The organism is Pseudoalteromonas piratica, from assembly GCF_000788395.1.
In the GTDB taxonomy this organism is placed as follows: domain Bacteria; phylum Pseudomonadota; class Gammaproteobacteria; order Enterobacterales; family Alteromonadaceae; genus Pseudoalteromonas; species Pseudoalteromonas piratica.
Genome location: NZ_CP009888.1, coordinates 2,062,196 through 2,083,048, shown reverse-complemented (window position 1 = coordinate 2,083,048; position 20,853 = coordinate 2,062,196). Strand labels below are relative to the sequence as shown.

Below are 20,853 nucleotides of genomic sequence, written 5' to 3'. Positions count from 1 at the left end.
CCTCGAATCCATTGCGGGTTTAGGGTTATAATCACTCCATTATTTTCTGCTTTGCTATGCTAATGTCACAAATCTATTTTTGCCCACTTTGCCAAACACCGCTTTCAGATGAGACACATCGTCTTATTTGTAGCAATAACCACAGCTTTGATAAAGCCAAAGAAGGCTATGTTAATTTACTGCCGGTACAAAATAAAAAGAGCAAAGATCCTGGGGATAATAAAGACATGGTAATTGCACGCCGTGAATTTTTAGCGCGCGGCTATTATGATTTTTTACGTGCAGCAATGTGCCAGCAAATAAACGGATTAGCAGGTGAAAATACTTTGTTAGATGTGGGCTGTGGCGAAGGCTTTTACACCCACAAGTTTAATGAGTGTAATAATGTGATATCAACGTATGGCCTTGATATTTCAAAACCTGCGGTAAAATACGCAGCTAAACGCTTTAAAGACTGCCACTTTAGCGTTGCCTCGTCGTCAAATGCCCCATTTGCGGAGAATGCGTTTGATATTGTCACTAGTGTATTCTCGCCACTTTTTGATAAAGAGTTGGCACGTCTAACCAATGACAAGGGTACACTTATAATCGCAAGTCCGGGTGACAATCATTTAACCGAGTTAAAAGCACTTATCTATAAAGAGGTTAATCCGCATCAGGTCGTTGACACACCTGCTGGCTTCGAGCTATTAAATCACAGCTTACATACTGAAGTGGTTGAGCTTGAGCTTGAAGCATTAACTGAGCTGATAAAAATGACACCGTTTGCTTGGAAGTTTAGGCCGGAGCATTGGCAATCGCTTGAGCAAAAAGTACCTTTTAAAGTGACTTTGTCATTCTACGTAAGTAAATTTAAAAAAGTGAACGCTTAACCATAACGCTCAAGCAAAAGTGTCGCTTAAATGCGACACTTTAGTTAATAGTTGGCGTAATTAAAAAATTTCGCGCTTAAAGGCATTATCCATTTTTTCATACACTTCTTTAAGCAAATACGCCAAATCACCATAGCGCGGTTTAGTAATTGATACTGGAGGCTCTACGCCGTGTTCCGTCATTTTGCCGTACACCTCACGAAACCAAATAGCTTCTTGCGGAGGAAGCAAGGTATTTGCGCGTTTGCCCAACCAGTAAAGCCCTTGCACAGGCATAGAAAGTAAGAATAAGGCAAACGTTAAAGCTTGGGGTAAGTAATCTAATGATAAAAAAGTAACTTGTACAAATATACTCAACACAGCAAGTAAAGGGACCACCCTAATTGCCAAATTTGTTGCTTTGATTACACGAAACTCTAAAAAAACAGCACCCAATTTTGGCTCTAGCGGCCATGTTTTGCTGTAATGATGCCCATCAGAAATTTGCGCTAACATAGATTTTTGCATTACCACCTCGAAATTGCATTGAGCCTCTATAATTACCTAACGGAAAAGTAATTTTTAGGGTAAAATTGCAACTATTAAAGTCAAGTATACCATAGTCTGAAATGACTGCCGAAAAATCTGTTTAAGGAAATTATTATCTATGTCGCACAATGTGCTCGTACTAAATTGTGGAAGTTCAAGTTTAAAATTTGCCATTATTGACGCAGCCTCTGGCACTACAAGCCTAACAGGTCTTGCCGAGTGTTTATCACTTGAGAATGCTTCTCTCAGTTACAAACTTAATGGCAAAAAGTACAAAATAGACTTACCAGAAGGCGCACAACACGACGCTGCAATCGCAGAAATAGTTAGTTTAATTAAACAACAGCATTTAGATGATAGCTTAATTGCAGTAGGCCACCGTGTTGTTCATGGTGGTGAAGCATTCACTGGCTCTGTTGTTATCGATAATGCGGTTATTAATGGTATTGAAAACAATGTTGCCCTAGCCCCACTTCATAACCCTGCTAATTTAATGGGTATTCGTGCTGCACAAACGGCTTTTACAAATTTACCGCAAGTGGCAGTATTTGATACGGCGTTTCATCAGAGCATGGAAAAACAAGCCTATCTCTATGCGCTTCCATTATCACTTTACAAAGAGCATGGTGTTCGCCGTTATGGTTTTCATGGTACAAGCCACTATTTTGTTGCAAACGAAGCTGCCAAGTTAATCAATAAACCAATTGAACAAAGCGCGATTATCACTGCGCATTTGGGTAACGGTTGTTCGGTGACTGCAGTTAAAAACGGCAAAAGTGTTGATACCAGTATGGGGCTTACGCCCCTTGAAGGTTTGGTAATGGGCACGCGCTCAGGTGATTTAGATGCCGGGCTTTATAACTATTTATCGTCGACACTCAACTACTCAAATTCGCAAATCGACGCAATGCTTAATAAACAAAGTGGCTTACTTGGTTTAAGTGAACTTTCAAGCGATTGTCGTGAAATTGAAGAAGCCGCGGAAAAAGGCCATATGCAAGCGAAGCTTGCGCTAGACGTATTTTGTTATCGCTTAGCAAAATACATTGCCTCATACGTTGTGCCTCTTGGGCAATTAGATGCCATTGCCTTTACGGGCGGCATTGGTGAAAACTCCTCCCTTATACGCGAGAAAGTCATTAACTTACTTAGTTTCTTTGCGTTTGATCTTGACCATGACGCTAACCTAGCAGCGCGTTTTGGTAACGCTGGGGTGATTGCAACCAACCCATTAGGCGCCAAAGTGTTGGTGATGCCCACTAATGAAGAATGGGTTATAGCAATGGACGCTCATAAACTTGTGGAGGCACAATAATGTCTCATCGCATTATGCTTATTCCGGTATCTACCGGAGTTGGTTTGACGTCTGTCTCAGTTGGCTTGGTCCGCGCGCTTGAAAAAAAGTCAGTAAAAGTAAACTTTTTCAAACCAATTTCACAACCCCGTGGAAAAAAAAGCGGCCCAGAATTATCTTCTGAAATTGTAAAAATTGGCTCTACCATCAACCCAGCTCCTTCAATTGATTTACATACCGCAGAGCAGATGATTGGCGATGGCAAAACTGAAGTATTGCTGGAAGAAATTGTCGGTCGATTTGAGAAAAATGTTGGTAAAGAAGATGTCGCAATAATCGAAGGCATGGTGCCAACTCGCAAACAACCGTATGTTGGTCGTGTAAACCGTGAAATTGCTCAGACACTCGGTGCGCACATTGTGTTTGTTCTAACACCAAGTAACGACAATGTTGATGAGATAGAAGATCGTATTGAGCTCGCAGCCAGTTTATATGGTGGAGTTGAGCACCCTCGCGTACTTGGGTGTATCTTCAATAAAGTGAATGCGCCACTTGATGACGAAGGCAATATTCGAACTGATTTTATTGAGCCAAGCAATGATGAAAGTTTACAAAGTGAGTTAAACCGCATTGCATCACTGCCGCTATTTCGTAAAAAACCATTTAAGCTACTTGGTTCAGTACCTTGGTATCAAGATCTTGTCGCTCCACGTGTAATGGACCTTGCTAAGCATTTAAATGCTGAGATTTTAAATTATGGTGACATTGAACACCGCCGTCTGCGCAGCGTGACGTTTTGTGCCAGAACGGTATCAAACATACTCAATCACTTTTCACCTGGCGCATTACTTGTTACACCTGGCGATCGTTCAGATGTTCTTGTTGCTGCGTGTTTATCGGCAATGAACGGTACTAAACTTGGCGCGGTATTGCTTACTGGCGGTTTCAAACCAGAAGAGCGTATTTTGAAACTCTGTGAGCAAGCATTCGATACTGGCTTACCGATTATCTGCACTGAAAATGATACGTGGCGTACGTCGATTTTACTGCAAAGCTTTAATTTAGAAGTGCCTGTTGACGATGAGCAACGTATTGAAAAAGTGAAAGACCATAATGCTCGTCATATTGACAAAGATTGGCTTGATTCACTAACACAAGGGGTTGCACTCAGTCGGAAAATGTCGCCTCCTGCATTTAGACATTTATTATCGTCGACTGCTCGCGCTGCACAAAAAACCATTGTGCTACCTGAAGGCAATGAGCCTCGCACCATCAAAGCCGCTGCAATTTGTGGAGAGCGCAATATTGCACGTACTGTTTTACTTGGCGACCGTGAAGAAATTGAGCGTATTGCAGAACAACAAGGTGTTCAACTTAACGATAATGTAGAGATCCATGATCCAAACCAAGTTCGCCAAAATTATATTGCGCCTATGGTTGAATTACGCAAGCACAAAGGGTTAACCGAAGTAATAGCAGAAGAGCAACTGCAAGATAATGTTGTACTTGGCACCATGATGCTCGCCGAAAATAAAGTAGATGGCCTGGTTTCTGGCGCTGTGCATACCACAGCTAATACTATTCGACCACCGCTACAACTAATTAAGACCGCACCGAATAGCTCATTGGTTTCGTCTGTCTTTTTTATGCTACTGCCTGATCAGGTGCTGGTGTATGGTGACTGCGCCATTAACCCAGATCCGACTGCGGAGCAATTGGCCGATATTGCAATTCAATCAGCCGACAGTGCAGCCGCATTTGGTATTGAACCTCGCGTAGCCATGATTAGCTACAGCACTGGTACTTCAGGCACAGGGGATGACGTTGAGAAAGTACGTTTAGCAACGGAGCTTGCGCAAGCCAAGCGCCCTGACCTATTAATTGATGGTCCATTACAATATGACGCTGCTATTATGGAAAGTGTAGCTAAGAAAAAAGCGCCAAACAGTAATGTGGCTGGTAAGGCTACAGTGTTCGTATTCCCGGACTTAAATACCGGTAATACAACCTATAAAGCGGTACAGCGTAGTGCTGATCTCATTTCAATTGGCCCGATGCTACAAGGCATGCGTAAACCAGTAAATGACTTATCACGTGGTGCTTTAGTGGATGATATTGTCTACACCATCGCCCTAACAGCGATTCAGGCAACACAAGAAACCCGTTAATTGGGTAAAAATAGCCTTACAGTATTCAATATTTTTGATATTGTAAGGTTCTCTATCTAAACGATAAATGGGAGTTTTATGTCACAGCAAACGTTAGCCGTAATGCAAGAAACTTTTACGATACATAGTTTTGACGTAGACACACCTATTCCTGCTGCCGTTTATCAAACAAACGTGTTTTTTATCGCCCGTACTTACGATGAACTATCTGTCGTATGTCCATCCTATGTTCAATTGGAATCGAATGAGCAAGAAGACGATTGGGCAGCCCTTGAGGTACTTGGCCCGTTAGGGTTTTCAATGACTGGGATCTTATCTAACATTTCGGGTGTACTTGCTGCGGCAAACATATCCATTTTTGCAATATCCACTTTTGATACTGATTATATTCTGGTAAAAAAAGCACGTATTAACGATGCAACTAAACACTTGAGCAAGGCTGGATATAAAGTGGTAAATGGTTGATGCAGGTATTAAAACAAGACTTTTTTGCTGTTAAACGCACAGCCATGGTGATACACGCCCCATTTTCTGGCCGCATTTTACCACAAAGTGAATCAAGCAACCCACTTGTCAGTAACAAATTGCTCGGGCTAGGGGCTGACATAGAAGTATCTAATTATCAGTTGTGTGCTCCTTTTAGTGGCACCCTTGTATCTGTTCGCCAAGCCGGGCTTGAATTTGTGTTTAAGTCAAAGCAAGGACTTAAATTGTTGGTGTTGATTACTTTGTCCAGCAATCAGTCACCAATGACAGGTTATAAACAACACATAAAAATTGGGGCGCAATTTAAAGCTGGAGAACTTATCGCCAGTTTCGATTTTCGCCAACAAAAAACCGTATTTGCCAGTGTGTTAATACTTGACCCCGCACGCATTACAAAAGTAATTGATAAATGTTACTACCAAGCTAATAGAGTAACTGCTGCAAATGACATTCTCTTTAAACTAACTAAACGAATTAACAATGATTAAATTATTTGGCATCCCAAACTGCGACACCATTTAGAGGATTAACCCAAGTTATTATCAATATAAGTTCGAAGCTATTTCCACATAGTTTTTATACCTCTGTAAACTGTAATCGTCCGTCGCATTTAAGCTTTCAAATAAATAGGACGTAAATGAGCTGTAGCTTGAACTTTGTAATCGAGCTTCACGTTCTGACATGATTAGTATACATTCATGAGCAATGGTGTTTATATTTATGGTTCTAAGAGCCTGCCTTGGTTCTCTTGTTCTGCCATTGCGAGACATTCCATTGAAAAATGCAGATTCCATATATCGAGGGCTTACTACAAGGTCGAATTTACGACTATTGTCCATTGTAATGTCATGAAAGTCAGAAGTTGGTTGATGTCCAAATTTATTATTCATTAAACTTTCAAATAGTGTTCTTTTTCTAACACGCAACGCTTCTAAAAATATTAATAACATTACTCCTTTTTCACTTTCATGATTTAATAAAACGCTATTAACTCTTTCAATAATTTGATCTGCGGTTCTAAGGTCGATTCCAAGGTTTTCGAAAATGTAAGCAACCAAAGCAACATTAATATCAAAAGTAAACTCATAAAGACAAAGATTCGAAGTTGAAGATAACCTTTCAGAAATTAATTCAAAAGAGCGATGATTGCTCAGAAACTCTTTTTGGCTTGGTTGAGGTAATGAGAAGCTGCGATTAAAGAATCTCATTAGGTATTTCTCTGCCGCAAAATCATTGCCATAAACTGCTTTAATCGAGTGTTGTAGCTGTTCAGTATCGGTAGCAATTACAAAGATTATTTTTGGTATATCAAATATATGCTTGATAACTTCGAGTAATTCAATCGCAAACGTAGGGCGACATCGGTCTAATTCATCGATAAACACGTACATAGGTCTTCTTTTTCGACGTTCGCTTTCATCATTTGTTAGTACATCTTCAAGAATTAACTCTACTTCATTTTTAAGTGATTCAATTGCTTGTGCTTGCTCGTCATGAAGATCGAGCAATGCCTGTGCCAAAGCAGCTCCTAGTTCACCGCCTACTTTGTTGTCACCGCTTTCTTCCTCATCGGCTTGACCATTCCCAACTAATTCATCGAAGCTTGTTCCAGTTAGTTTCTGAAACACGCCCTTACAAAGGGTTGGTGCTACGCGTTTTAAAACTGTAACTGTTTTATTTTGCAATTCATTTAATTTTTCAGTGTTGCCAGAAATTAGGATTCTAAGGCCTTTAATAATTTCACTAAGGATCAATACTAAGGGTTCGTTATTGTTATCGTGCTTCCAACTATTGAAGTAAATTACAGGGTGCTTTTCGGCTAGTGTATTAGCCCATCGTTTAATGAAATATGTTTTACCAGAGCCCCAAGGACTATTAATATTGAACACATAACTTTCGTTTTTATAATTTTTTAGATAGTTCGTAAGATATTCAGCGTACTTTGCTCTATCTAATGAATCAGGGGTAAATTCTTCATTAGTAAAACTACAAGTTAAATTATCGTTCCAGTCAAAATTCATAAAAGTGCTACCCTGCCTAAAAGATAAAATACTAATTATAATAAGGGAGCAGTATCAATTTTCAATAATCTATTGATTTAAAATGGCTAAAGTATAAGAAAAGCTTAAACTTTTTACAGAATATCAGTTCTAACAACTCTTTATCTAGAGAATTTGTAGTTCTTCTTGTTCATCAGTTTCAACAGCAGTAAACTTGAATGTATTGATAATACTAGTAGTACGGTAATATCTACTACTCACTAACTAAACGAATTAACAATGATTAAATTATTTGGCATCCCAAACTGCGACACCATAAAAAAAGCTAAAAAATGGCTTGAGCAAAACAATATTGACTATACCTTTCATGATTACCGTAAAGATGGCATTAGTACAGAGATGGTATCCGATTTTTGTCAGCAGCTTGATTGGCAACAAGTCTTAAATAAGCGTGGGACAACTTATCGTCAGTTGGACGATGCGACAAAAGAATCGCTCACTGCCGAATCTGTCATCGCGCTATTAGTTGAACATCCTGCGATGATAAAGCGCCCTATTTTACAAAAAGACAACGAGCTTTATTTAGGCTTTAAAGCAGAACAATATCAAAGTATTTTCTCATGAGTGATTTTAGTGTAGTAAGCCTTACTCAAGCGCTTATTCAAAAGCAGTCAGTAACGCCAGACGATGCAGGTTGCCAAGAATTAATGGCTGATATGCTCAAACCTCTTGGCTTTAATATCGAATCGCATTTTTTTACTGATACGCTCAATATGTGGGCACGTAAAGGTAATTCTCAGCCTGTTTTTTGCTTTGCCGGTCATACCGATGTAGTACCCACAGGGCCCGTTGAAGAATGGCACCAACCACCTTTTTCAGGTAATTTACTTGACGGTTATATTCATGGGCGCGGTGCAGCAGATATGAAAGGCTCTCTTGCCGCCATGTTGATAGCAACTGAGCGCTTTATTAATGCATACCCAGACCATAAAGGCAGCATTGCATTTCTAATTACCTCTGATGAGGAAGGCCCTTTTATTAATGGCACGACTAAAGTGGTCGATTTATTAGAAGCGCGCAATGAAAAAATCGATATGTGCCTTGTTGGCGAGCCATCATCAAGCCACACGCTTGGTGATGTCGTTAAGAATGGTCGACGCGGTTCCCTTACTGGTTTTGTTACTGTTAAGGGTATTCAAGGTCATGTTGCCTATCCGCACTTAGCGAAAAACCCAATTCATCTCGTTTCACCCGCGCTTGATGAGCTAGCAAATACGCAATGGGATAAAGGCAATGATTTCTTCCCAGCGACTAGTTTTCAAATTTCTAATATTAATGGTGGCACCGGCGCCGGTAATGTCATACCAGGCAGTGTTGAGGTACAATTTAATTTCCGTTACAGCACCGAAGTTACCGCAGATGAACTGACAGCGCGTACCGTGGCAATATTAGATCATCATGGCTTAGATTACGATATTAGATGGGTATACAATGGTTTACCCTTTTTAACTGATCATGGTCCTTTGCTTGATGCAACAGTATCGGCCATCAAAGAAATACAGCATATTGATACCTCAGTTGAAACAACTGGTGGCACATCAGATGGCCGGTTTATCGCGCAAACAGGTGCACAAGTTGTTGAGCTTGGACCAATCAATGCCACAATCCACAAAGTAAACGAATGCGTTAATGCACGCGATCTTGAAATACTTGCTGATATTTACGAAGCGATCCTAATTAAATGTTTAACCTAAATCAGCAGGCCGCACTGGGTTTAACACAAGCTCATTTGTGTGATTTTCAAGGTCGTCAAATTGAAAAAACGATTCAACGCGACCTTGAACAAATGATTCAAGGGGCAAGAAAAAGCGGGATCACTCTCTCGCTTGCGTCTACCTTTCGGGATTTTGATAGACAATCATTAATATGGAACAACAAGTTTAATTTAATTCGTCCGGTGTTTGACAGCCATGACAAACCTGTCGATATGTCATCTCTCAATGATGCTGAAAAGTGTTTTGCTATTATGTTATTTAGTGCGATGCCCGGGGCCAGCCGCCATCATTTTGGCACAGATATGGATGTGTTTGATGCAGATAAAGTCAGCGATGATTACCAGTTACAATTAAACCAAGCCGAATACGGTGAAGGTGGCCCATTTGAACAGCTGTCACAATGGTTAGAAACACATGCTGAACGTTATGGCTTCTTCTTACCTTACAAACACTTTAATGGCGGGGTTGCTAAAGAGCCCTGGCATATCAGCCATATTGAACGTTCTCATTTCTATACGGGTGTGCATTCACAGCAATTATTAGCTGATGCATTGAAGTGCTCAAATGTAGCAGGTTGGCCAACCTTAGTTGACCAACTTGATGGTATTTACCAACGTTTTGTAACTAACATTACACCTGCTGGTAATTAGAAAAGAAGCGTTGAATCCCTTCTATTGCTGGCTTTAGCTGATCTTGATGTGGTAAAAAAACCAATCTAAAATGATCTGGCTTTGGCCAGTTAAATGCACGGCCATGAACGAGTAAAATACGTTCTTGTTTAAGTAGGTCGAGTATCAATTTTTCGTCATCATTTACATTAAACCGTTTACGGTCAAACTTAGCAAACGCATAGAGCGCCCCTTTTGGTTTAACGCACGAAACCCCTTCAATTGCATTCAATCCTGCAAAAGTAATATCACGCTGTTGATACAAACGACCACCCGGTAAAATTAACTCATCGATTGATTGTACGCCCCCTAATGCTTGTTGAATGGCATATTGTGCAGGCACATTTGCACATAAACGCATTGACGCGAGCATTTCTAAACCTTGGATATAATCATCAAGCTGATTTATTTTACCACTTAATACCATCCAGCCCATTCGTAAACCAGCCGCACGATAAGTCTTGGCAAGGCCATTAAATGTTATAATTGGAACATCATCACACAGACTCGCTATTGAAGTATAAGGGGTGTTGTCATAAATTATTTTTTCGTAAATTTCATCACTAAAAACCAGTAAGTTATGTTCTCGTGCCAGGCCTAATAAGTCATTCAGTAATGCCTCATCATATACTGCACCTGTTGGATTATTCGGATTGATTAATACTATCGCTTTGGTTTTAGGTGTGATTTTACTTTTAATGTCATTAATATCAGGGAACCAGTCTTGCTCTTCATCACAAATGTAATGAACTGGATTACCGCCCGCTAATTTCACTGAGGCAGTCCAAAGCGGATAATCTGGCGCAGGTATTAGCACCTCATCATTACTGTTGAGCAATGCTTGCGTCGCCATTTGAATCAGTTCACTCACCCCATTGCCAATGAAAATGTTATCGATTGATAAGTTAGTGAATTTTTTGTTTTGGTAGTACTGATAAATAGAGACTCGGGCCGAATACAATCCCTTAGAATCACAATACCCTTGTGCGGCGCTGATGTTGCGAATAATGTCTTTTAACATATCTTCAGGCATGTCAAAGCCGAAGGCGGCTGGGTTACCAATATTTAATTTTAATACTTGCTCCCCTTGATCTTCCATTTCACGTGCCATTTTTAAAACTGGCCCACGAATGTCGTAACAAACCCCTTGTAATTTATCGCTTTTATTTAACACTGCCAAACATCCCCGAATACTAATAAAATGAGCGCATGTTTACTGGCGCTCGTCATAAGAAAAACTGTCGCGGTGCGCTGAAGCGTTTATTGAATAATAAACAAGAAAACCAAACTGGAAAGCAGGTAATAAAATAGCGCACACTCAACAAAGCAGGCTACCTTATTTGCATTGAAAGAAAAAGCATTAAGCGCTTTAAGGTATAAAATAATTAAATAGCTTTATTAATTTGTTCTTTGGTAGCAGAAATATGCGCAGGCAATGCTTGTTTCAGACTTAATGCATGAGCACTATCACCCTGGCCTAATGCATGCTCAATCTCTCTCGCTAACTGAGCTAGAGACTCTGCACCAAATTGTGCAGCATTTGATTTTAAACTGTGTGCATGGCGAATCGTGTCTGTAACATTAACATCAAAATCGCGCTCAAGATCCGCGTGTAAGCGGTCAAATTCTGTTAAGCAAAATTCAAGCGTCGGCAAAAACTGATCCTGCAGTAAGTCTTGCATGGCAAACAGGGCTTCTTGGTTAATTTTTACGTCGATATCACTCATGATAATTTAATTTATTATTTTACTTACGTTAACCTTAAACCAAGTTGTGCGAATTTTCTATCACGATTTGAAAACTTCCAAATTCCTCCTATATTTACGTTAACAAGCATAATTATAAAAACACAAAAATGATTAATAGGATTGATACTGAATTAACGGAACTATTTTTTAACAGTCACCAAGCTGGTGTATTAATCGTTTCTGAGTCACACCGTCTGCTCTATTCAAATGAGCAAGCTTCTCGCCTTAATTGTAAAAATAATCCGTTATATTGCGCACATTCAGAAAAACTAACACACAGTAAATTAAAAGAACATTTACAAAGCCATAAAAAATTTACGCTCAATAACCTTACTATTTCGATAGTCCCTGTCGAGTTTAATGAACAATTATGCAAATTAATTAAACTAAAAACCAACTCACCGCAAAATGATGTTGTGAGCAAACTTAACTTAGGTCTGATTTCATTTGATCTCAACGGCAATATCATCTCAACGAACGATTACTTTGATGATATTTGTAAAAGGCGAATAAATCACATTGAAGAACTGCTTTACGACCCCTCTTCGCAAATATTTAAAGCTGCTGAACAGCGCGCATCTACAAGCTGTCATTGGCAAAGTATAAAATTGAAGCACCTACCGCGAAATCATCATTATGAATATGTCATAAAAAAGCACCATCAACATTATTTGATGCAAGTAAGGGACGTCACACAACTGACATTAAAACATCGTGAATTAAAGCAACAAGCAGCACTCGATCCGCTAACAGGCCTTGCCAACCGCCAAGTATTTGAAGACAGGTTGAGCCAAGCATTAATTAGAACAAAGCGAAATCAGCAAAAAATAGCGCTCGCCTTGCTTGATTTAGATGATTTTAAACAGATAAATGATTCGCTTGGTCATCATGTTGGCGATCAATTGTTAAATGCAATTGCACAACGCCTGAAAGAACATGTACGAAAATCCGATACCGTTGCACGTCTTGGCGGTGATGAGTTTTGTATTATTTTCGAACAAGTCAACTCAGAACAATCAGTACGCACTAAGCTACGAAAATTAAATGATGCACTGTCTCGCCCAATCATGCTTCAAGGTCATACCCTCTACCCAAAAGCCAGTTTGGGGGCGTGTATAACTGATGGGCAACTTGACGAAAACGAAGTTTATAAACGCGCCGATGCTGCAATGTATGGTGCTAAAAATATGAAGCGTGGCTCGGTAAAGCTTCACCAAGTTACCGAGAGTTTTAATCACAGCTCATCAATTAAAGAACAACTTAATAACGAAATTGACTACAGCCAATTCGAGCTTTTCTTTCAGCCATCAATCACAACCAATGAGCAACAGATATGTTCTATTGAAGCCTTACTTAGGTGGCGCGAAAATGGCAAGCCGAGTTTACCAAAAGAGTTTTTCACTGTAATAGAAAGCGAAGGGCATGCTAACAAAATAGAAAGCTGGGTGATCCACGAAGCGTGCCGCTGCCGAAAGACATGGGCTGAGAAAAAACTAATCGAAAACACGGTGCCTATCAGTATCAATATTTCCAAATCCTATTTCTATCACCCTAACTTCTTACCGCATTTACATAATGAAATTGCACGTTTTAATATTAAACCTGAAATGATAGAACTTGATATAGAAGAGTCATGCTTAACATCTTCTGAAAAAAAATCTTTTCAAATTACTAAAAAACTCGCTGACTTAGGAGTGAAAATTGCCATTGATCACTTTGGTTCAAGTTACACATCTTTGCGTACACTGCATGAATACCCAATTAATCGGATTAAACTTGATCGCAAGTTGGTGTCAAACCTCGACACTATCAATAGCTCTCTAGTAAAAAGCATTATTAATGCCGCGCAACAGCTTAATATTGAAGTAGTCGGTGAAGGAGTTGAATCTGACGAGCTTGTGGATTTTTACACAGATTGTAGTTGTGACGCTTTACAGGGTTACATGATTTCAAGACCCGCAAAACAGCAAAGTTTAGAACTGTTTTTGAAAAACCATTGTGAAGCTGTTTATTGATATCCCTTGAAAGCCTTATTGCACGCAATTAAAATAAGGTTTTTTCTATCACAGCCACCTTATGTCCCGTTCTCTTTGTGAAAAATGTCAATTTATAGAAGTTGACTGCATTTGCCATCACATACAAAACATTAACAATCGAACGCATATTATTGTGCTGCAACATAGTTCTGAACAAAAAAATGCCAAAAATACAATCCGATTAGCAAGCATGCTTTATCAAAAAGTGACCGTTTTAATCGGTGACAAGAACGATGACTTTGCTGAGTTAAATCATCTACCGCTCGATACAACCGCACTGCTTTACCCTAGTGACAATGCATCGAAATTAGATACCAATAACCAAAAGCAGAATTTAACGCACCTCATTGTATTAGATGGTACTTGGAAAAAAGCGAATAAACTGTTTTTTACAGTGGATGTGCTCAAGCAACTTCAACAGGTAAGTTTTAAACAACTACCAGAAAACCAATATCACCTAAGAAAAGCAAATCGTAGTGATAGCTTATCAAGCCTTGAAGCGATAGCCTATGCGTTGCATTGTTTAGAAGAGTTACCAATGAAGCCAGCTTATCAAGCACTGAATGCCATGATGGAAAATCAATTTAAATACATGCCCGCTGATGTGCGAGCACGTTATAAATCAAAATAAATTAAGATTGGCTATCGTCGCTAATTCGCGATGCGACTGCACCCGATTGGCCTTTATACTTAGCATCTTTTCGACGATTATATGGGCTTTCTGCAGGACCTGACATGGTTTCAAAGCTTAAAGCACCAATTTTCATATAAGGACGAAGTGCTAAAGGTAATTTTCCTGAGTTATAAAATTCAAGTACGATATTGCCCGACCAACCAGGATCGATACGGTGTGCTGTTACATGCACCATTAAGCCTAAACGCGCTAATGATGAGCGACCATCAAGCCAACCGACTATGTCATCAGGTAAAGTGACACTTTCATGGGTAATTGCTAACGCTAACTCACCTGGGTGTAGAAAAAACGCTTCACCTTCTTCAAGAATTATTTCATCGCTCATAATCGATTCCATGGCCGCTGAAACAAGCTCTTTTGGTCCGCTTAAATCTACATAAGGGGCTTTATGATCCTGAAAAACACGAAACTTATTTCCTAATCGTAAATCAACAGTGACACCCGAAATCATGTCTTCTTTTGGCGCAGGTTCAATGTTGATCTTACCTGCTTTTAGGTATTCTTTTATATGTGTATCACATAATCGCATAGTTAGTCGTCCGTTATAATGATTTCGACGGGATTGCTGCCACTTCCTTGATAAAACAAATGACTAGCAACAAGTTTTGCCGCTCGATTATAAATGGCAACGAGCGCCTTGTCAGCATTATGTGAAAGAAACTCACCTTGCTCACCAACTTGTCTAATACGATGCGCAAGAGGAACCTGTCCGAGTAACGGGACCGCTATATGCTGAGCTAAGTCTTTGCCGCCATCTTCGCCAAAAATATGATTAACACCATTACAATGTTGGCAATGGAAGTAACTCATATTCTCAATTAAGCCTACAATGGGCACTTTCACTTTGTTAAACATATCAATGCCCTTTTTAGCATCCGCTAATGCTAAGTCTTGCGGCGTAGTAACAATTACAGCGCCACTTGCAGGAATTTTTTGTGACATGGTTAACTGAATATCACCTGTGCCAGGGGGCATATCAACAACTAAGTAATCAAGTGCAGGCCATGACGTCTCATTTAGTAGCTGCATCAAGGCTGTTGATGCCATAGGGCCACGCCAAACAGTTGCATCTTCTTTGCCTAATAAAAATCCAATTGACTGAGTCGCCAAACCATTTTTATCCATAGGTAATAGCGTTTTGTCATCTTTTGCCTCTGGTTTTGCATCTTCAAGGCCAAGGAGTAAAGGAATTGATGGGCCGTAAATGTCAGCATCCAAAATACCTACCTTTGCACCATTTTGTTTTAACGCGTTCGCTAAATTAACGGCACTTGTTGATTTACCAACACCGCCTTTGCCACTGGCGACTAAGACAATATGCTTAATATTTTTGTGCCTAGTTGGTTCTAACAAATTGACTTGTACACTTAACGCGACTTGCTTACCCAACTTATCAGACAAGAATTTAGCAATGTCAGGCTGTTCACTGCTCGCTGCAAAATGTAGTAACAACTCTACTTTTATTGTGTCACCATCGGTAACAGATACTAAGCTAGTAGCTTGTTGCAAACCAACAGGAAAAATGTCAGAACGATAATCTGCCAACAACTGATTAATGCGAGTAAACAAGGCTGATTCCTGCCCTTCAGTTACAGCTTTATCAGCTTGTTTTGACCCAGAGAAAAGATTTTTAATATTAAACATGTAAATCTGCATTTGGCTAATGAAATACGCGCTGGAATTATGTAATATTCCTGTCCTTAACTCCAGTTATATACTTAGCCTGTTACTTTTTGTATGAGTACGTAACAAGCAAAGATTACCCAAGGGTAAATTTTTGGTGTTGTCACCACACTAGTTTACGGTAAACGATATGTCGCAAAGAAAAATCTTAATTACAAGTGCATTACCTTATGCAAATGGCCCAACGCATTTAGGTCATTTACTTGAATATATTCAAACTGATATCTGGTCTCGTTTCCAGAAGTTACGTGGTCATGAAACGTATTATGTGTGTGCCGATGACGCACACGGTACGCCGATCATGCTAAATGCTCAAAAGCAAGGGATCACACCTGAAGAAATGGTTGCCAATGTAAGTGTTGAGCGCCAACGCGACTTTGCCGATTTTCATATTAAGTTTGATAACTATCACAGTACGCATTCAGAAGAAAATAAAGCCTTTTCTGAGCTTATTTATAATCGTTTAAATGACGGTGGTTACATCAAAAAGCGTACTATTTCGCAATTATTTGATGAAGAGAAAGGCATTTTCTTACCAGACCGCTTTGTAACAGGTACTTGCCCTCGCTGTAAAGCCGAGGACCAAAATGGCGATAGCTGTGATGTATGTGGCGCAACTTATAGTCCAACGGAGCTTGAATCACCAAAATCAGTGATGTCAGGTTCAACCCCAGTATTAAAAGATTCAGAGCACTATTTCTTCGACTTACCTGCGTTTGAAGAGATGCTTAAAGCGTGGCTGACATCTGGTGCAATCCAAGGTGAAATGGCAAACAAGCTAAATGAATGGTTTGAAGATGGTCTACAACAATGGGATATTAGCCGCGACGCGCCTTACTTTGGTTTTGAAATCCCTGGCGCACCTGGTAAATACTTTTATGTATGGTTAGATGCGCCAATTGGTTACATGGCCAGTTTTAAAAACTTATGCGATAAAACAGGCCTTGATTTTGATGCGTTTTGGTCAACTGATTCAGATGCTGAGCTTTATCACTTTATCGGTAAAGACATCGTCTACTTCCACAGCCTTTTCTGGCCAGCAATGCTTGAAGGTGCCGGTTTTAGAAAGCCAAATAATGTATTTGCTCATGGTTTTGTTACGGTTAATGGCGCAAAAATGTCTAAGTCCAAAGGTACTTTTATTAAAGCGCGTACCTACCTGGATCACATTGCTAACCCTGAGTATTTGCGTTACTACTTTGCAGCCAAACTTAATTCAGGCATTACCGATTTAGACCTAAACTTGGAAGATTTCGCACAGCGTGTGAACTCAGATCTGGTAGGTAAAGTTGTTAATATTGCAAGCCGTTGTGCCGGTTTTATTGCTAAGAAATTCAACGGTAAACTGAGTGATGAAATTGCAGAGCCTGAGCTACTCGCTGAATTTGTTAATGCGCAAGAATCAGTTGCTGCGTCATTTGAAAACCGTGAATACAGCCGTGCAATTCGTGAAATTATGGCGCTTGCAGACAAAGCAAATCAGTACATTGATGCCAAAGCACCTTGGGTATTAATTAAAGATGAAGCAACACAACGAGATGCTCACTTGGTTTGCTCTATGGGTATCAACCTATTTAAGTTATTAATGACTTATTTAAAGCCTGTGTTACCTGCAATGGCAGAGCAAGTTGAAACCTTCTTAAATACAGAATTAACCTGGCAAAGTATCAATACTGCGCTAACTAATCACGAAATCAGCAAGTTCAAAGCATTAATGCAACGTGTTGAAATGGATAAGGTAAACGCAATGCTTGAAGAATCAAAAGAAAGCCTGGCACCTGCAAAACCAGCGATTGATCCTAACAGTCCTCTAGCCAAAGAGCCGATTGCAGATGAAATTGAATTTAATGATTTTGCAAAAGTTGACCTACGCGTAGCTAAAATTGCGAAAGCAGAACACGTTGAAGGCGCGGATAAACTGTTAAAGTTAACATTAGATCTCGGCGGTGAAACTCGCCAAGTATTCGCAGGTATTAAATCAGCGTATCAACCAGAAGATATTGAAGGCAAGCTAACCGTAATGGTTGCAAACCTTAAACCTCGTAAGATGCGTTTTGGTATGTCTGAGGGTATGGTACTGGCTGCAGGCCCTGGCGGCAAAGAAATCTACATCTTAAACCCAGATGAAGGTTCAGAGCCAGGTATGCGCGTAATGTAGCCCACAGCCGACTTAAAACAAAAAACCGCTTAATTGCGGTTTTTTTGTGTCAAAACAAGACGATTATAGCAACACAGCACAAAGGAAATTAAGCATGGATCTGTTTAATTGAGCGCATAAATGACTGATACGCAGTACTGATTTCTTTTTGTGAATCGTTTTTCAGCGCAGTTTCAAGGCTTTTTGCCATAACGCCAAGCTCTTCAAAGCCAAACATTCCCGCAGCGCCATAAATTGCATGGCACAGTTTGGCAAGTTCTGGATTGTCTCCCAAGCAAAACAAATGCTCAGCAAGGGCTTTTTGTTCAGTGAGATTATTTATAAATTGCAAGCGCATTATCTCAAGGTCTTGCTCAGGAATAGCTGCAACTTCAATAGGTACATCAATGTATTTACTTAGTTTCTCATAAAACTCAGTTTGGTCGATTGGTTTAGCGATATGATCGTCAAATCCCACAGACAAATAATGTTTGATTTCATCCGTCATGGCATTGGCTGTCAGTGCTAAAATCGGACAAGAAACGCCGGTTGAGCGCATTAAGTCATGGGCTTCTAAGCCATCCATAACCGGCATTTGAATATCTAATAATATAATATCAAATTCATCATTCAGGGTTGCTTCAACCGCTTCTTTACCATTATTAGCACAGACAATACTAAACCCTAAATTTTCTAACATGCGTTTTATTAATACGCGATTGTCTGGGTGATCTTCAGCTAATAGAATTGTTCCTTCAAGCTTTTTAATTGCTGAATTGCGCTTACTCTTATATTCCGTTTCTTTAGTAATTTGATAGGAATCTAGCCATTGTGTCTCAGTCGTGAGGTAGCAAGGTAATGTAAAGCTAAATTTTGAACCTTTATCCACTCTACTCGATACCTGCATCACACCACCGAGACGTTCGACCAGATTTTTTGAAATATGAAGACCTAGCCCTGTACCGCCAAATTGCCGTGTCGTTGATAAATCACCTTGATGAAACGGACTAAATAACTTATCTAGTGCTTGTTGATCCATGCCAATCCCAGTGTCAACAATGGTTATTTTTAAGTCTTCATCTTCCATTTCAACTTTAATACTCACACTACCCTTTTTAGTAAACTTTACCGAGTTACTCGCTAAGTTAAGTAAAATCTGACGGAGCCTTACGGGATCTGACATTATTTGATTTGGTAACGGAAAGTGATAATCAATATTAAATTCGAGCCCTTTATCACGTACTTGACGACCCAGTACAGATCCCACTTCTGAGAGAAGCTGAAAAATATTCGTCGGCACTTGCTCAATGGTTAACTTGTTTGCTTCAATTTTTGACACATCTAAGATGTCATTAATTAAACTTAATAAATGCCGGCTGTTTTTTTGAATTACACTTAAACCATGTTTTTGCTCATCGGGGGTTAACGAATCATCACTGTTTAACGTATCTATGTAACCTAAAATTGAGGTCATTGGAGTGCGAATTTCATGGCTCATATTAGCCAGAAAACGTGATTTAGCTTGGTTTGCGTCTTTCAGTTCTTCGGTTAGCATTTCAAGTGCTGTAGTACGCTCTTTTACTTTTAATTCTAAGTTTTGGCTTAAATCGAAATTTTGTTTATTGATTAAACGAAGTTTGTCTGCAACTGCAAATGCTAATAACAAGGCATCAAGAGTGGTACCTATTAGACCGTATAAATAAAAATTGGCATTAACATTTGAAAATAGCCCGAGGTTATTTAAGTTCCCTACCATATTTGGCACTAACATCGCGATGTAAGCCAAAATAAAATAACGGGCTGGTTTGAAACCATTTTGCCAACTCAGGATACCTGCTGCCATCCCAATCACCATCATAATGCCAGTGACAAGTGTTGCCCAAATAAAGCCAAAGCCAGGTATAAAGACACTAATTGGAATACCGATTAACGCGCCAACGCCCACGCCAATAGCAACTTTAGATAGTTGTGGAAAATACTTATCTAATCTGAGAAAGGGTATGAAAAAGAGTGCATTTGTTAACGGCAACAAAATAAAACCAAGCCAATGGTACGGTGCTGAGTTAACACCAAATAATTGCTGCGGGATTAAAAAGAAATGGCTCCAAGCAAACACCCACGATGCTGTAAACAAGGCATAGTGAAGGTGCATTTTTTCTCTAGAAACAAAGAATATAAGTAAGTTATATAAGCCAAGAGCGATGCCAATTCCAAAGCAAAGTAACATGATTGTTGATGTCACAGTTGCTTGTTGTTGAAAATCTTTAGCTTGGTAAAGCATCAGCTTAGGAGATGTATAAAAATAATCACTGGTAATACGTACAATTACTATGTATTGCTCGCCACTAACTAACTGAACTTCATTAGTAAAATGAAATGGTGTATCCAGGGAATGCTCAGCACCTGAAAAAGAAATCTGCGTGTTATTTTTATCAAACACCCTGACTTCAATTTCATCTGCCATAAAATTTGAAGGAGCAAAAATATAATCACCTGACGCTAATTGGTGAACAAGTGGAAATGCATACCAGACCTCATCACCAAATATATGAGGTCGCTTTTTAAGGTGTTGTTTATGCTGCCACGTTTTGGCTTCAGCATAACTAAGTGGAAAGCTGAGACGTTGTTCAGAGTTTATCTGGACTGAATCTGTTAATAAATTGGTTGCAAGAAGCTTGTCTGGTGGTGTGGTAGAAGCAAACAGTTGCTTGCTGAGCAACAGAAAAAAAATAAAAACAAAGATAACGCCTGTTTGTTTCATCTA

General features: G+C 39.6%; 18 protein-coding genes. 11 read left to right on the top strand and 7 right to left on the bottom strand.

Features of this window, described 5'->3' with window-relative positions; all coding sequences use genetic code 11:
- Positions 1-62 precede the first annotated feature (62 nt).
- Positions 63-872 (top strand): 23S rRNA (guanine(745)-N(1))-methyltransferase, encoded by an 810-nt coding sequence (gene rlmA, locus OM33_RS09705; protein ID WP_038643229.1) that lies wholly within the window; start codon positions 63-65, stop codon positions 870-872.
- Positions 873-932: 60 nt separating this feature from the next.
- Here rlmA and yfbV read toward each other — a convergent pair whose 3' ends face one another.
- Positions 933-1,367 (bottom strand): terminus macrodomain insulation protein YfbV, encoded by a 435-nt coding sequence (yfbV, locus tag OM33_RS09700; RefSeq protein WP_324607043.1) that lies wholly within the window; start codon positions 1,365-1,367, stop codon positions 933-935.
- A gap of 151 nt (positions 1,368-1,518) precedes the next feature.
- On the opposite strand from yfbV, the gene OM33_RS09695 reads away from it, so the two are divergent.
- The 4 genes from OM33_RS09695 (at position 1,519) to OM33_RS09680 (ending at position 5,836) form a co-directional block, all read left to right on the top strand.
- A complete protein-coding gene (locus tag OM33_RS09695; protein ID WP_038641235.1) occupies positions 1,519-2,715 on the top strand; it encodes an acetate kinase in 1,197 nt (398 codons plus the stop codon).
- The gene (pta, locus tag OM33_RS09690; protein WP_038641232.1) at positions 2,715-4,862 is read left to right on the top strand and encodes a phosphate acetyltransferase; all 2,148 of its coding nucleotides are present in this window, start codon (positions 2,715-2,717) and stop codon (positions 4,860-4,862) included. Before OM33_RS09695 ends, pta begins: the two co-directional genes overlap by 1 nt.
- A gap of 78 nt (positions 4,863-4,940) precedes the next feature.
- Complete coding sequence (locus tag OM33_RS09685) at positions 4,941-5,327, top strand: ACT domain-containing protein (RefSeq protein ID WP_038641230.1); 387 nt, start codon at positions 4,941-4,943, stop codon at positions 5,325-5,327.
- Entirely contained in the window at positions 5,327-5,836 is a 510-nt protein-coding gene (locus OM33_RS09680) for a PTS glucose transporter subunit IIA (RefSeq protein WP_038641228.1), read from the top strand. Before OM33_RS09685 ends, OM33_RS09680 begins: the two co-directional genes overlap by 1 nt.
- Before the next feature lie 54 nt (positions 5,837-5,890).
- Here OM33_RS09680 and OM33_RS09675 read toward each other — a convergent pair whose 3' ends face one another.
- Entirely contained in the window at positions 5,891-7,369 is a 1,479-nt protein-coding gene (locus OM33_RS09675) for a KAP family P-loop NTPase fold protein (RefSeq protein ID WP_038641226.1), read from the bottom strand.
- Positions 7,370-7,627: 258 nt separating this feature from the next.
- Between OM33_RS09675 and OM33_RS09670 the strand changes: the two genes are divergently transcribed.
- From OM33_RS09670 to OM33_RS09660, 3 genes are read left to right on the top strand one after another with little or no spacing between them, the layout of a single operon-like run.
- Positions 7,628-7,972: an ArsC family reductase gene (locus OM33_RS09670; protein ID WP_038641224.1), complete on the top strand. Its 345-nt coding sequence runs from the start codon at positions 7,628-7,630 to the stop codon at positions 7,970-7,972.
- The gene (gene dapE, locus OM33_RS09665) at positions 7,969-9,102 is read left to right on the top strand and encodes a succinyl-diaminopimelate desuccinylase (RefSeq protein ID WP_038641222.1); all 1,134 of its coding nucleotides are present in this window, start codon (positions 7,969-7,971) and stop codon (positions 9,100-9,102) included. The genes OM33_RS09670 and dapE overlap by 4 nt, the downstream gene beginning before the upstream one ends.
- Positions 9,090-9,773, top strand: a complete 684-nt coding sequence (locus OM33_RS09660; protein ID WP_038641220.1) for a M15 family metallopeptidase — start codon at positions 9,090-9,092, stop codon at positions 9,771-9,773. The genes dapE and OM33_RS09660 overlap by 13 nt, the downstream gene beginning before the upstream one ends.
- Here OM33_RS09660 and OM33_RS09655 read toward each other — a convergent pair.
- A complete protein-coding gene (locus tag OM33_RS09655; protein WP_038641218.1) occupies positions 9,754-10,971 on the bottom strand; it encodes a pyridoxal phosphate-dependent aminotransferase in 1,218 nt (405 codons plus the stop codon). The genes OM33_RS09660 and OM33_RS09655 overlap by 20 nt on opposite strands.
- Before the next feature lie 205 nt (positions 10,972-11,176).
- Positions 11,177-11,518 carry an Hpt domain-containing protein gene (locus OM33_RS09650; RefSeq protein WP_052140963.1) on the bottom strand — a complete coding sequence of 114 codons (342 nt, stop codon included), beginning with the start codon at positions 11,516-11,518 and terminating at the stop codon, positions 11,177-11,179.
- Positions 11,519-11,646: 128 nt separating this feature from the next.
- Here OM33_RS09650 and OM33_RS09645 point away from each other — a divergent pair, with 128 nt between their 5' ends.
- Both OM33_RS09645 and OM33_RS09640 read left to right on the top strand, forming a co-directional pair.
- Positions 11,647-13,554 (top strand): putative bifunctional diguanylate cyclase/phosphodiesterase, encoded by a 1,908-nt coding sequence (locus OM33_RS09645; RefSeq protein ID WP_038641217.1) that lies wholly within the window; start codon positions 11,647-11,649, stop codon positions 13,552-13,554.
- A gap of 61 nt (positions 13,555-13,615) precedes the next feature.
- Positions 13,616-14,206 carry a tRNA-uridine aminocarboxypropyltransferase gene (locus OM33_RS09640; protein ID WP_038641214.1) on the top strand — a complete coding sequence of 197 codons (591 nt, stop codon included), beginning with the start codon at positions 13,616-13,618 and terminating at the stop codon, positions 14,204-14,206.
- A gap of 1 nt (position 14,207) precedes the next feature.
- Here OM33_RS09640 and dcd read toward each other — a convergent pair whose 3' ends face one another.
- Together dcd and apbC are read right to left on the bottom strand one after the other, a co-directional pair.
- The gene (dcd, locus tag OM33_RS09635) at positions 14,208-14,798 is read right to left on the bottom strand and encodes a dCTP deaminase (RefSeq protein ID WP_038641212.1); all 591 of its coding nucleotides are present in this window, start codon (positions 14,796-14,798) and stop codon (positions 14,208-14,210) included.
- 2 nt (positions 14,799-14,800) lie between these two features.
- Positions 14,801-15,913: an iron-sulfur cluster carrier protein ApbC gene (apbC, locus tag OM33_RS09630; RefSeq protein ID WP_038641210.1), complete on the bottom strand. Its 1,113-nt coding sequence runs from the start codon at positions 15,911-15,913 to the stop codon at positions 14,801-14,803.
- 169 nt (positions 15,914-16,082) lie between these two features.
- On the opposite strand from apbC, the gene metG reads away from it, so the two are divergent.
- On the top strand, positions 16,083-18,110 hold the full coding sequence (gene metG / locus OM33_RS09625; protein ID WP_038641208.1) for a methionine--tRNA ligase: 2,028 nt from the start codon (positions 16,083-16,085) through the stop codon (positions 18,108-18,110).
- 88 nt (positions 18,111-18,198) lie between these two features.
- Here the strand turns inward: metG and OM33_RS09620 are convergent, their stop codons facing one another.
- Entirely contained in the window at positions 18,199-20,850 is a 2,652-nt protein-coding gene (locus tag OM33_RS09620; protein WP_052140962.1) for an ATP-binding protein, read from the bottom strand.
- Between the last annotated feature and the right edge of the window lie 3 nt (positions 20,851-20,853).

Excerpts from the sequence above, each read along its gene's own strand:
- OM33_RS09660 (WP_038641220.1), top strand. The coding sequence starts at position 9,090 with ATGTTTAACCTAAATCAGCAGGCCGCACTGGGTTTAACACAAGCTCAT.
- rlmA (WP_038643229.1), top strand. The coding sequence starts at position 63 with ATGTCACAAATCTATTTTTGCCCACTTTGCCAAACACCGCTTTCAGAT.
- OM33_RS09675 (WP_038641226.1), bottom strand. The coding sequence starts at position 7,369 with ATGAATTTTGACTGGAACGATAATTTAACTTGTAGTTTTACTAATGAA.
- OM33_RS09680 (WP_038641228.1), top strand. The coding sequence starts at position 5,327 with ATGCAGGTATTAAAACAAGACTTTTTTGCTGTTAAACGCACAGCCATG.
- apbC (WP_038641210.1), bottom strand. The coding sequence starts at position 15,913 with ATGTTTAATATTAAAAATCTTTTCTCTGGGTCAAAACAAGCTGATAAA.
- dapE (WP_038641222.1), top strand. The coding sequence starts at position 7,969 with ATGAGTGATTTTAGTGTAGTAAGCCTTACTCAAGCGCTTATTCAAAAG.
- OM33_RS09685 (WP_038641230.1), top strand. The coding sequence starts at position 4,941 with ATGTCACAGCAAACGTTAGCCGTAATGCAAGAAACTTTTACGATACAT.
- OM33_RS09670 (WP_038641224.1), top strand. The coding sequence starts at position 7,628 with ATGATTAAATTATTTGGCATCCCAAACTGCGACACCATAAAAAAAGCT.
- metG (WP_038641208.1), top strand. The coding sequence starts at position 16,083 with ATGTCGCAAAGAAAAATCTTAATTACAAGTGCATTACCTTATGCAAAT.
- OM33_RS09620 (WP_052140962.1), bottom strand. The coding sequence starts at position 20,850 with ATGAAACAAACAGGCGTTATCTTTGTTTTTATTTTTTTTCTGTTGCTC.
- OM33_RS09640 (WP_038641214.1), top strand. The coding sequence starts at position 13,616 with ATGTCCCGTTCTCTTTGTGAAAAATGTCAATTTATAGAAGTTGACTGC.
- dcd (WP_038641212.1), bottom strand. The coding sequence starts at position 14,798 with ATGCGATTATGTGATACACATATAAAAGAATACCTAAAAGCAGGTAAG.
- yfbV (WP_324607043.1), bottom strand. The coding sequence starts at position 1,367 with ATGTTAGCGCAAATTTCTGATGGGCATCATTACAGCAAAACATGGCCG.
- OM33_RS09695 (WP_038641235.1), top strand. The coding sequence starts at position 1,519 with ATGTCGCACAATGTGCTCGTACTAAATTGTGGAAGTTCAAGTTTAAAA.
- pta (WP_038641232.1), top strand. The coding sequence starts at position 2,715 with ATGTCTCATCGCATTATGCTTATTCCGGTATCTACCGGAGTTGGTTTG.
- OM33_RS09645 (WP_038641217.1), top strand. The coding sequence starts at position 11,647 with ATGATTAATAGGATTGATACTGAATTAACGGAACTATTTTTTAACAGT.
- OM33_RS09650 (WP_052140963.1), bottom strand. The coding sequence starts at position 11,518 with ATGAGTGATATCGACGTAAAAATTAACCAAGAAGCCCTGTTTGCCATG.